This is a genomic window from Endozoicomonas sp. SESOKO2 (assembly GCF_024606245.1).
Taxonomy (GTDB): Bacteria; Pseudomonadota; Gammaproteobacteria; order Pseudomonadales; family Endozoicomonadaceae; genus Endozoicomonas_A.
This window is the reverse complement of the sequence record NZ_JAHHPQ010000738.1, coordinates 1-11,554: the sequence shown is the minus strand read 5'-3', so window position 1 is coordinate 11,554 and position 11,554 is coordinate 1. Positions and strand designations below refer to the sequence as shown.

9 protein-coding genes are annotated in these 11,554 nt (G+C 49.4%); 3 read left to right on the top strand and 6 right to left on the bottom strand.

Annotated elements, in window-relative coordinates; all coding sequences use genetic code 11:
• Positions 1-622 (top strand): hypothetical protein (locus tag KDK17_RS17565; RefSeq protein WP_257288683.1); only part of this gene is annotated, 622 nt, incomplete at its 5' end.
• Positions 623-676: 54 nt separating this feature from the next.
• Here KDK17_RS17565 and KDK17_RS17560 read toward each other — a convergent pair.
• The 6 genes from KDK17_RS17560 to KDK17_RS17535 all read right to left on the bottom strand — a co-directional run bounded on the left by KDK17_RS17560 (position 677) and on the right by KDK17_RS17535 (position 5,935).
• Entirely contained in the window at positions 677-1,678 is a 1,002-nt protein-coding gene (locus KDK17_RS17560; protein ID WP_257281731.1) for a hypothetical protein, read from the bottom strand.
• Between the two features lie 89 nt (positions 1,679-1,767).
• On the bottom strand, positions 1,768-2,673 hold the full coding sequence (gene nagK / locus KDK17_RS17555; protein ID WP_257288682.1) for an N-acetylglucosamine kinase: 906 nt from the start codon (positions 2,671-2,673) through the stop codon (positions 1,768-1,770).
• Between the two features lie 269 nt (positions 2,674-2,942).
• Positions 2,943-4,007 (bottom strand): class II fructose-bisphosphate aldolase, encoded by a 1,065-nt coding sequence (gene fba / locus KDK17_RS17550; protein ID WP_257255336.1) that lies wholly within the window; start codon positions 4,005-4,007, stop codon positions 2,943-2,945.
• A 166-nt stretch (positions 4,008-4,173) separates the two neighbouring features.
• Complete coding sequence (gene fba, locus KDK17_RS17545; RefSeq protein WP_257288681.1) at positions 4,174-5,031, bottom strand: class II fructose-1,6-bisphosphate aldolase; 858 nt, start codon at positions 5,029-5,031, stop codon at positions 4,174-4,176.
• A gap of 192 nt (positions 5,032-5,223) precedes the next feature.
• Positions 5,224-5,391 carry a DUF29 domain-containing protein gene (locus KDK17_RS17540; RefSeq protein WP_257252523.1) on the bottom strand — a complete coding sequence of 56 codons (168 nt, stop codon included), beginning with the start codon at positions 5,389-5,391 and terminating at the stop codon, positions 5,224-5,226.
• 40 nt (positions 5,392-5,431) lie between these two features.
• Entirely contained in the window at positions 5,432-5,935 is a 504-nt protein-coding gene (locus KDK17_RS17535; RefSeq protein WP_257281735.1) for a DUF29 domain-containing protein, read from the bottom strand.
• A gap of 858 nt (positions 5,936-6,793) precedes the next feature.
• Between KDK17_RS17535 and ptsI the strand changes: the two genes are divergently transcribed.
• On the top strand, positions 6,794-8,503 hold the full coding sequence (gene ptsI, locus KDK17_RS17530) for a phosphoenolpyruvate-protein phosphotransferase PtsI (protein ID WP_257252521.1): 1,710 nt from the start codon (positions 6,794-6,796) through the stop codon (positions 8,501-8,503).
• A 193-nt stretch (positions 8,504-8,696) separates the two neighbouring features.
• Positions 8,697-11,315 (top strand): bifunctional acetaldehyde-CoA/alcohol dehydrogenase, encoded by a 2,619-nt coding sequence (gene adhE, locus KDK17_RS17525; RefSeq protein WP_257281736.1) that lies wholly within the window; start codon positions 8,697-8,699, stop codon positions 11,313-11,315.
• The last annotated feature ends 239 nt before the right edge of the window (positions 11,316-11,554 follow it).

Genomic DNA, 11,554 nt, shown 5'->3' with positions numbered 1-11,554 from the left:
GCAGGCAGGGAGAGGAACCTGGCCCGAAGATGACGACCATATCTATGCAAGGTTGTCTAGTGCAAAACGCAGCAATAATCCGGCCATCGCTGAGCGGGCACAGGCACTTTGGCCATTGGTTAATTTGTACTCTGTGCAGCATCTGGTGTCACAAGTGCAGGCAGGGAGAGGAGCCTGGCCTGAAGATAACGACTATATCTATGCAAGGTTGAGTAGTGCAAAACGCAGCAATGATCCGGCCATCGCTGACCAGGCAAAGGCACTTAGGCTATTGGTAAATTTGTACTCGGTGCAGCATCTGGTGTCACAAGTGCAGGCAGGGAGACGAACCTGGCCTGAAGATGACGACCATATCTATGCAAGGCTGAGGAATGCAAAACGTACCAATGATCCGGCCATTGCTGAGCAGGCACAGGCACTTTGGCCATTGGTTAATTGGTACTCCGTGCAGCATCTGGTGTCACAAGTGCAGGCAGGGAGAGGAACCTGGCCTGAAGATGACGACCATATCTATGTAAGGCTGAGGATTGCAAAACGTATCAATGATCCGGCCATTGCTGAGCAGGCACAGGCACTTGTGCCGTTGGTTGATAAATATAGTAGTCAGTCGTCAGGCAAGTGATACATAAAATTCAAACCTGCACTCCATTTCGAATACCCAAAATTTAATGCCTGTCTATTGATCCAGAAGAATGTGCATTTCTTCAGTCTGCTTGGTGCAGCGGGCGTTTTCGGGGGCAGAAGCCAGGGCAGGGCAGTGCACATGGTCATGATCGCCAGAGAAGTAAGGAGCCCAGGAATTGATAGTGACATAAGTGTTTAAACAGATCAGCCCAAAGAACGCCAGCTCTTTCATTGCATGGTTCCCGTCCCGGAAAGTCACCGAAGGCCAGTGGATCAACACCTGAAGGACATAGGGTAGTTTAAAATTTAACTCAATGAACGTACTGATCACTTCAAAAGCCGTTTCTCCCGCGCTGAATTCACGATCACGATGGATATTAGTGGTATGCAGGCCGTGTTTATATACTGCAAGAGAGTTCCAGGCCGTGCTGAGCATTATCGGTATGGAGGCGAAGCCACCGCCGGACAGCTGATAGTTTTCCCATATTTTCTTATAGATCATGCCGTGCAAGAACATCTGAACCAGGTTGCCACCGTTGTATAGGCCATAGGTAATGAGTTCTGAAAGGGTCTGCTCGGGATGAAGATAGATATCATCATTGATGGGTATGATCGGGTATTCGGGTATTTTACGGTACCGGCTGCCGGATGACAGTGCCTGACAATCAGGGGGCAGGGCTTTCACAGAGGTATTTTCGGAAGGGTGGTCCCAGGCAGGTGGGTGCCAGGTGCAGGTGTGTATCAATTTGTTAGGAGGCACGAAAACGGTCTTCTCGAAATACGCACCCTCCCAGGTGATATGGATGGTTTCGCATGTCAGATGTTTGGGAAAATGAAATGGGTTGTAGTGATGGCGATCCCGCATGGCTTTATGGCAGTTTTCATGGGTTTCACTCATCCGCATACCTTCGTTCGCCTGTACCGAAGTGTGAAAGTAGAAGCTGAGTAGTGTAATGAGCTGAATGGCGCCGATGAGTTTGATCTTCAGGCATCTGGCTTTTGAAGACAGTTTATTGCAGCCCAAGCGTCCTGCATGCCCCCGGGAAGGTATCATAGTTAGTCCTTTTTAAGAGGAATAAGTTATGCGGGAAAGCATAGACCCTTTTTTAGAAATTGTAATAAAGAATAGGTCTTGCTTAAAACTCAGGCGTTCAGCATAGCAGCTCCACGAACACCCCCGGCATCGCCGAATTTTGCCTTGCGAATCTCGGGCAGTTGTCCGATGTTCAGGGTGTACTTCGGCAGTAAGGGAGGCACCAGCTCGTAGAGTTCGTCAATGTTTGACAGACCGCCACCCAGAACAATGACACCAGGGTCCAGAATGTTGATCATGGCGCCCAATCCGGAAGCAAGCAGTTCACAATAAATCTCAACAGCCCGTTCCGCCTGATTATCATGATGGCGGAACAGCTGTACTATGTCTTTGCCTGGCAGGGGCTTACCGGCAACATGCTTATACATCAGTTCCAGACCCCTGCCCGACAGGTAGTTGTCCAGACAGCCGTGCATGCCGCAGCCACACCTAACAATGGGAAAGTCTTCGCCAGCCAGTTTGAAAACATGATAAGGCAATGGCGTGTGTCCCCATTCACCTGCCAGGTTGTTGCTGCCATCATGAAGCTTGCCGTTGATGTACAGACCGCCACCGCAACCGGTTCCGAGAATCACACCAAAAACCGTAGGGATGTTATCGCCTGCTCCGCCAATGGCTTCTGACAGAGCAAAACAGTTGGCATCATTTTCAATTTTGATGGGACGATCCAGAAGCAATTCAAGATCAACCTTCAGGTTCTGGCCGTTGGCACAGGGAACATTGGCGCACTGGGCCTTGCCGGTATCCGGATTAATAAATCCCGGAATACCAATACCTAAGCTACCCCGTGTGTCTAATTCACGATCGGTTTCGAGAACCAGCTCCCGGATGGCATTTTTAAACGCATCGTAGGAGTCTGTCGGTGTGGGTACACGTTTGTTGACGTGTTTGTTGTGCTCATGATCAAAAACAGCCAGCTCCATTTTGGTTCCACCGATATCCAACCCAAACAGCATGGCTCACTCCTGAATCTGTCTTAGTGACTGCGTTGAAACTAAATCTGAACCGCCTCTATTGCATGAGCAGAATCCGGTTCGTTTAACGTACCGGTTCTTTTTAGACATTGGTCTGTTTCAGATAAAAATAGGGCAGTAAAGAATTGTGCAGTGTTTTATAACATTCTTTACCAGTAGAGTTGAATGATCTAAAACAGTTTGAGCATGAAAAAAGCCAACCCCGGACGAAGTTGGCTTTCTTGATCAAGCAACATCAAGCAACGGTTGCTTTACTGGATTTTTGGATCCAGCTCACCTTTACCGTAACGAACGAACATGCTTTCCAGGCTGGTGTTGCTGATCTTTGAACCCTGACCTGCAGCGCCGAACGCTTCATAACGCTGGATACAGATATCTTTCATGGCTTTGGTGGCCACTGCGAAATATTTGCGTGGGTCAAATTCAGAAGGATTTTCAGTCATGAAGCGGCGGATGGCACCTGTAGAAGCCAGACGAAGATCGGTATCAATATTGACCTTGCGAACGCCGTGACGAATGCCTTCCTGAATCTGTTCAACCGGTACACCGTAAGTTTCAGGGATTTGCCCACCGTTTTCGTTGATGACTTTCAGCCATTCCTGGGGAACAGAAGACGAACCATGCATCACCAGATGGGTGTTCGGGATGCGCTGGTGGATTTCACGAATGCGGTCGATCGCCAGAATATCGCCTGTCGGTGGGCGAGTGAACTTGTAGGCGCCGTGGCTGGTACCGCAGGCAATGGCCAGAGCATCCACGTGAGTGGCCTTTACAAAATCTGCCGCTTCATCCGGATCTGTCAGCAACTGGTCGTGTGACAGGGTGCCTTCGGCGCCGACGCCGTCTTCTTCACCGGCCTGTCCGGTTTCCAGAGAGCCCAGGCAACCCAGTTCGCCTTCCACAGAAACACCACAGGCGTGTGCCATTTCTACCGTGCGACGAGTTACGTCAACATTGTATTCGTAGGAAGACGGGGTTTTGCCATCGTCTTTCAGTGAGCCATCCATCATCACGGAAGTGAAGCCAAGCTGGATGGAGCGTTGACAGACAGCGGGGCTGGTGCCGTGATCCTGGTGCATAACCACCGGTATGTGGGGGAACTCTTCCGTGGCTGCCAGAATCAGGTGTCTCAGGAAGGGGGCACCTGCGTATTTACGGGCACCGGCAGAAGCCTGAACGATGACGGGGGAGTCCGTCTCGTCGGCAGCTTCCATGATGGCGCGCATCTGTTCAAGGTTATTGACATTGAATGCGGGAACGCCGTAGTTGTTTTCTGCGGCATGGTCGAGCATTTCACGCAAGCTGATCAGGGCCATTGCCTGCTCCTGCTAATCAAGGGGTGGTTGAATTCGACGGCTATTATCCCTGTTTCTTGGGGGCGGTGCAAAACATCAACGGCTTTGAGTATTTGCAAAGCAGTTTAGACAAGAAAGTGGCGGGCGAACAGCAAGTCCCGGTAGCCCTGGCTACCGGGCTGATAAATCAGGCTTTGCCTTCGGAGCCGAACTCACGGATTTTACCCATGACGGTTTCAACGATGGCTTCTTTACCCGGGCCGATGACTTTACGTGGATCGTAAACGTCGGCGTCATTAGCCAGTACCTTGCGAACCATGTTAGTCCAGGCGATCTGATTTTCTGTGTTGACATTGATCTTGGCAGTGCCACGGCTGATGGCATTCCGGATATCGGCCGTCGGGATGCCCGTGCCGCCGTGCAGAACCAGGGGAACACCGGTCAGTTCTTTAACCTGCAACATCTCATCGAAGCCCAGGTTTGGCAAACCTTTGTAGGGGCCATGAACAGAGCCCAGGGCTGGAGCCAGACAATCTACACCGGTGCGTTCAACCAGCTCTTTACATTCCTGTGGATCAGCGTAGATGCAGTTATCTGCAACAACGTCGTCTTCCTGACCACCAACAACACCCAGCTCCGCTTCGACCGATATACCGCGAGCGTGGGCATAGTCAACCACGGTTTTGGTCATGGCAACATTCTCTTCGAATGGGCCATGAGAGCCGTCGATCATTACAGACGAGAAGCCGGCTTCGATGGCTTCTTTACATTTTTCAATGCTGGAGCCGTGATCCAGATGGATGGCAACCGGTACAGTAATTTCCATGCTTTCCATCAAGGCGTTTACCATGGCGGTAATCACCTTAAAGCCACCCATGTAACGAGCCGCGCCTTCCGATACGCCGAGAATAACAGGAGACCGGGTTTTTTGGGCAGCGGTCAGGATAGCCTGAGTCCACTCCAGATTGTTGATATTGAACTGGCCAACCGCGTACTTGCCTTCCAGGGCTTTCTTCAGCATTTCAGTCATGGATACCAGTGCCATAAAGGTTTCCTCCATCAGTGGTATGGGGAACTGACCCTGAATCAGTTGGAGTGTTATCCAGTCATGGAGTTGGATAACACTTTATTTTCCGAGTCATACAAACTGAATGGTTTATACCGCGATGCAAATTAAATCAGAGGTTTGAAACTTGGCTTGCCTGAAGTCTAACAAAAAAACTTTATCTGTCTCCAGTTATAAAGAGAGGGAGTTTAAGAATGTCTTCAACCCCATATCTTCCACTTCTTCAGCAAGGTTATCGAGATCAAGTTTGTCAAACCGACGTTCTTTAATGAGTTGAGCATGTTGTTTAGTCCAGCTATAGAAGTCGGACTCATAAAGTGTTTTTTGATCATTATTCATGGTGTGATTCCCGTTAATCTCAGCCAGTCTATTCAGTTTATCAGGGTGCGGTATCCGGCAGAATATCATCCACCATAATGTTATCGAAGGTCCACTGGCAGCTATCAGGGAAGCTGGTGTGATCCAGTTGGTGATTCTCCCGCAGGTATTTATTCATTTCACGGATGGCAGCGTATTTGGCATCGGGGTAGCACTCTATCAAGGCGTCATCCTGTTCGTGCTTCAGGGACGGGTTTTTTCGGATTAACCGGCTGATGGCCAGACGTGACTGGGAAATACTGTCATACCAGCTTCTGAACTCTTTAGGTTCATACAGGTTAGGGTTAATCACGAAGGTTTGGTATTGGTATTTGAGCAGGTGCAGCACCAGAATAACCAGATGGGATTCCAGTGTATGGCGCTCGCTTTTGCTCATTTCGTCTACTTCTTCAATCAGGTTATCAAGGTCGAGCCGGTCGAACTCACGGTTTTGCAAGTGTTGTTTTTGCAGTTTTTTCCAGCGGTAAAAGTCGGACTGGTACAGTGTTTTTTGATCATTATCCATGATGTGGCACCTCTTGAATCACAGCAGAGTATAGAACAAGGATCGTTATGTCATTCCCTTCACTATCAACCAGCGTAGACCGCTACTTTCGGGAAATCCTGAACCGGCTATTGGGTCGCACCGGGGCCGCTGGCGATGCCGTTGTCTTGCGCCGTGATTAAAATAAGTTTGTCGCCTAGTGAAAGAGGTTTCGGGCAGGGGGGGCTGAACATTCTCGACGTTTTATTGATGTATGCCCTGAAATTCGCCTTTCAGCGCCCCGTTTGTCGGGTGTTAGGTAATAATGCGTATATTGACTGGAAATCAATCCTATTAGGGTGTGAAGCAATTTTTCGTGAGAAGTGTGGATGGTTTTTGGTATTTTCCGAAACGAAGTGTCACACTTTTTTTTGGGGATTTAAGTACTAACTAACACCGCCATCTGGAAACAAGTTTTGATATTAATTGATTGAGTTCGTCTATTAATGAAAAAACATTATATAGCAAAGGGTTTTGTATGGCTTAAAAGCTTTTAAAAACACTTGTTGAAAGTGTTTACTTCGTTGAGACTCATTCATTAAACGGCAGGCGATTGATTTGATGATGCACTATCTTGGAGTGGGCCTGCAGTGGGTTTCGTTAAGAGTAGTGACGCTTGGAATGAGTGCCATATCAGGATGTATATCTTGAAATAATTTGTCGATTTTTGTCAGAGTTTGTGTGATTGATTGCCAGTTGTATCCTGTAAGTTATAAAACGGATAATCCGGTAGCTGTGCGGCCAAGAGCTTGGAAAAAATAGTTTGCGTCATCTTTCACTATCAAATGAGGCAGGGCGAGCTGTTTTTCTCAGTAGATAATTTTTTGAGTGGGTAGGATCATGTTTTCAGGCATTATTGCGTCTTCCGGCGTGGCCATTGGTAACGCCTTTGTGCTGAAAGAGGTCGAAATACAGATCAGCGATGGCGTTCTCGACAAAGCTGAGGTGGAGGCGGATATTGCTCGCTTCAGGCAGGCCAGGGATAGCACTGTTGAGCAGCTTGAAGCCATTCGTGACAAAACTGCGGACAAGCTGGGAGAAGAAGAGGCAGAGGTCTTTGAAGGTCACATTCTGGTGGCAACAGACGAAGAACTGGAAGAAGAAGTTGTTTCTGCAATTCGCTCTCTGAAGCCAGCAGACGCGGCACTGAATGAAGCCATTGCGGTCAATGTCAGTATGCTGGAAGAGCTGGACGACCCTTATCTGCGTGAGCGTGTGGCGGATATCAGGGATGTGGGACGCAGGATGCTGAAGAATTTGCTGGGTATTCCTGTGACTTCCCTGGAGGAAGTGGAAGAAGGTTCCATTCTTATAGCAGATGATCTGACGCCTTCTGATACTTCCCAGATCGATCTCGAAAAGGTCTGGGGTTTTGTGACCAACGTCGGTGGTCGTACTTCTCACTCTGCCATCATGGCTCGTTCCCTTGAACTGCCTGCCATTGTCGGGGCCAGGGTGGCGACTGACAGAATCCAGAGTGGTGACATGATAGTGTTGGATGCTATCAACAATAAAGTGTTGGTGAATCCTGATGCCTCTGCTCTGGATTACTACCGAACTCTCCGGGAACAGCTGGATGAAGAACGCATTGAGTTGGCCAAGCTTAAAGATCTCCCTTGTGAAACGCTTGACGGGAAAACCTTCGAAGTCTGTGCCAACATTGGCACGGTCAAGGATGTTGAAGGGGCTGAACGCCATGGTGCTCAGGGTGTGGGTCTCTACAGAACCGAGTTCCTGTTTATGGACCGCACTCAAATGCCTTCGGAAGAAGAGCAGTTCGAGGCTTATAAGAGCGTTGCAGAAGCTATGGGCGGTCGTTCGGTGATTATCCGCACTCTGGATATCGGTGGTGACAAAGAGCTGCCCTATCTGGATCTGCCTAAGGAACTGAACCCATTTCTCGGCTGGCGAGCCATTCGAATGTGCTTTGACAAGCCTGACATTCTTAACACCCAGTTACGAGCCATTTTCAGGGCCAGTGCTTTTGGCAGGCTGAAGATCATGTTTCCCATGGTCATTTCTGTGGAAGAAGCCCGACGTCTGAGGGCCATAGTGGCAGACGTCAAGGCCGGGCTTGGTCATGAAGGTGTGAGTTTTGACGATCATGTTGAAATAGGCATCATGGTGGAAACTCCTGCTGCTGTTATGGTCGCTGACCTGCTGATTGAAGAAGTGGACTTTTTCAGTATCGGCACCAATGATCTGACTCAGTATGTGCTGGCTGTCGATCGTGGCAATGAAATGATTGCTGATCTCTATAACCCTATGGCACCCGCCGTGCTGCGCTCCATAAAGCGAGTGATTGATTGTTCTCATAAAGCAGGCAAGTGGACCGGTATGTGTGGAGAAATGGCCGGCGATGAACGTGCAGCCCTGATACTTGCGGGTCTGGGGCTGGATGAGTTCAGTATGAGTGCCACGTCGATTCCCAGGGTTAAGAAAGTGCTCAGAGAGCAGCGTTTCGAAGCGTTGCACAAACTGGCCGATGAGGTGATGAATCAACCTACTACCGGGGATGTTCAGACAGCCCTTGATGCGTTTGTCGGTTAACAGCCAGGGGGCGTGAGCCCCTCTTTTCCTGAGGCTCATTACAGAAAGTCAGCCAATAAACATTTTCCGGTCAGAGCGCGAACACCCGGACGCAGTGCCGAAGGGTAAAAGTATTTCGATCGAACTATGTCTTAACGAACTGAGTCTTAACGAACGATGATGTCTTAATAAACGACAGTGCGAGGTGATTCTCATGGCGAGTAAAAAACCAGCAGTCAAGGCTAAGGAGAAAAAACACGACACTACGTCCAGTGTGGATGAACAGCTCGATAGTCTGCTCAAGCGAGCCGGGATAGCAAGAGAAAAGTACCTTAAGCTCAATCAGGAAGACGTGGACCGGGTGACTCGGGCTATGGCTCTGGCAGGCCAGTCTGCTCACATGGAGCTGGCAAGAATGGCCGTTGAGGAAACCGGAAGGGGAATCCTCGAAGATAAGGTCACCAAAAATATCTTTGCGACTGAGTCCATCTACCACTCAATCAAATACGATAAAACCGTCGGTGTGATTGAGGACAATGAGGAGGAGGATTTCATGCTGGTGGCTGAACCCGTCGGTGTTGTCTGTGGTATTACACCCGTGACAAACCCCACCTCTACCACCATGTTCAAGTCCATTATTTCTGCCAAGACACGTAACCCTATTGTTTTTGCTTTTCACCCTTCGGCTCAACAGTGTTCAACAGAAGCGGCAAGAATTGTTCGCGATGCAGCTACTGAGGCAGGAGCGCCTGAAGATTGCATACTCTGGGTAGAGTATCCATCGCTGGAGGCGACTCAGAAGTTGATGACCCATCCCGAGATCTCAGTTATTCTCGCCACCGGTGGTTCAGGTATGGTCAGAGCCGCTTATTCCTCTGGCAAACCGGCCCTGGGGGTGGGGCCGGGTAATGTGCCCTGTGTTATTGATCGCACTGCCAATATCAAGCAGGCCGCCAATGATCTGGTGCTGTCCAAGAGTTTTGACAACGGCATGATCTGTGCGTCCGAACAGGCTGCCATAGTACACGACGAAGTTTACGCTTCTTTCAAGGAAGAAATGAAGAGGCTTAATGTCTATTTCACCTCTCCCAAAGAGACCGATCGTCTGTCTGAGGTGGTCATTATTGATGGCCATGTCAACAGTAAGATTGTGGGTATGAAACCATCCGATATTGCGGCGCTGGCAGGGATCAAAATACCGCAGGAGACAAGGGTGATTGCGGCTGAGATTGAAGGGGTCGGACCTGAGTTTCCTCTGTCCCGCGAGAAGCTCTCACCGGTACTCGGTTTTCTCAAGGCCAGAGATACCCAGCATGGGATTGAGCTGGCCGATCAGATGCTGAATTTTGGCGGTCTGGGGCATTCGGCTGTTCTGCACGCCCAGAATGATGATGTGATTGATGAGTTCTCGCTGGCGATGAAGGCCGGTCGTATCATCATTAACTCGCCAAGCACCCACGGTGCCATTGGTGATATTTATAACACCAACATGCCTTCCCTGACTCTGGGCTGTGGCACTTATGGCGGGAACAGTACGACGTCCAACGTTTCTGCGGTTAACCTGATCAACGTCAAGCGTGTTGCCAAGCGCAGGGTTAACATGCAGTGGTTCAAGGTGCCCAGAAAAATCTATTTCGAAGCCAACTCTCTACAGTACCTCGAAAAAATGCCCGACATCTCTCGTGTGTTTATCGTAACTGACGAAGTGATTCAGGATCTGGGCTATGTTGAGAAGATTCGTTACCACCTGAGGAAACGCCCGGTGCCAGTGCAGGTGAGGGTGTTTAATCAGGTTGAGGCCGATCCAAGTCTGGCGACTATTCGTGAGGGTGCCGAGGATATGGCGCTTTTCAATCCCGACGTTGTGATTGCTCTGGGTGGCGGCTCACCCATTGATGCAGCCAAGGGTATGTGGTTGTTCTACGAACAGCCAGAAGCTGACTTTGCGGGTATGGCCCAGAAGTTCTTCGATATCCGCAAGCGGGTATACAAGTTCCCGAAACTGGGCAAGAAAGCCAGACTGGTGGCTATTCCCACCACTTCCGGAACCGGCTCTGAAGTGACTTCCTTTGCCGTCATTACCGATAAAGAAAAAGGCATCAAGTATCCTCTGGCCGACTACGAGTTAACGCCTGATGTAGCCATTCTGGACCCGAATCTGGTGCTGACGGTGCCTAAAAAGGTGACCGCAGACACAGGTCTGGATGTCCTGACTCACGCACTGGAAGCTTATGTCTCTGTGATGGCCTCTGATTATACGGATGCGCTGGCTATGAAGGCGACTCAGATGGTTTTTGAGTATCTGCCCAAATCCTACGAAGAAGCTGATAAGGTGGCCAGAGAAAAGATGCATAATGCTTCCTGCATTGCTGGTATGGCCTTTGCCAACGCCTTTCTGGGTATCAATCACTCGATGGCTCATAAACTGGGGCACGAGTTCCATGTTCCCCATGGTCTTGCCAATGCGCTGTTGTTGCCTCATGTGATTGAGTACAACGGTTGTCCCAATCCATCCAAGGTAGCTTCTTTCCCGAAATACGATCATTACATTGCCCATGAGAAATATGCTGAAGTGGCCAAGGCTCTCGGCCTGCCCTGCAAAACTGCTGAAGAAGGAGTTAAATCTCTGGCTAATGCGGTTCGTCAGTTGATGAAACGGGTAGAGATGCCTTCGTCTCTGAGAGAATTGGGTATTTCCGAGAAAGGGTTTATGGAAAAGGTCAAAATGCTGGCGGATCATGCTTTTGAAGATCAGTGCACAACGGCCAACCCAAGAATGCCACTGGTCTCTGAGCTGGAAGATTTGTTGAAGAAAGCTTATTACGGTGAGTGATCTTGTTTTTACCGTGGGGCGTTCCACACATCAGCATTGAAGGCGGCTCTGAACTATCTGGAGTCACACTGGTTCAATGGACTATTGGCAAATACAAGAAATCAAAGGGGCGAAAGCGAAGAACGTTATCCGGCAAGATTGGCCAGAGAGGCTCCGATGTTTATGGCGTGCTCGCATATTGATTGGGTTAAAAACAGTTCGCAATAATCTATTATAATCTAAAGCTATCTAATATAATC

What these genes read in the sequence shown, in the direction of transcription:
- KDK17_RS17560 (WP_257281731.1), bottom strand. Translation starts at nt 1,678, where the DNA reads ATGATACCTTCCCGGGGGCATGCAGGACGCTTGGGCTGCAATAAACTG.
- nagK (WP_257288682.1), bottom strand. Translation starts at nt 2,673, where the DNA reads ATGCTGTTTGGGTTGGATATCGGTGGAACCAAAATGGAGCTGGCTGTT.
- fba (WP_257255336.1), bottom strand. Translation starts at nt 4,007, where the DNA reads ATGGCCCTGATCAGCTTGCGTGAAATGCTCGACCATGCCGCAGAAAAC.
- fba (WP_257288681.1), bottom strand. Translation starts at nt 5,031, where the DNA reads ATGGCACTGGTATCCATGACTGAAATGCTGAAGAAAGCCCTGGAAGGC.
- KDK17_RS17540 (WP_257252523.1), bottom strand. Translation starts at nt 5,391, where the DNA reads ATGAATAATGATCAAAAAACACTTTATGAGTCCGACTTCTATAGCTGG.
- KDK17_RS17535 (WP_257281735.1), bottom strand. Translation starts at nt 5,935, where the DNA reads ATGGATAATGATCAAAAAACACTGTACCAGTCCGACTTTTACCGCTGG.
- ptsI (WP_257252521.1), top strand. Translation starts at nt 6,794, where the DNA reads ATGTTTTCAGGCATTATTGCGTCTTCCGGCGTGGCCATTGGTAACGCC.
- adhE (WP_257281736.1), top strand. Translation starts at nt 8,697, where the DNA reads ATGGCGAGTAAAAAACCAGCAGTCAAGGCTAAGGAGAAAAAACACGAC.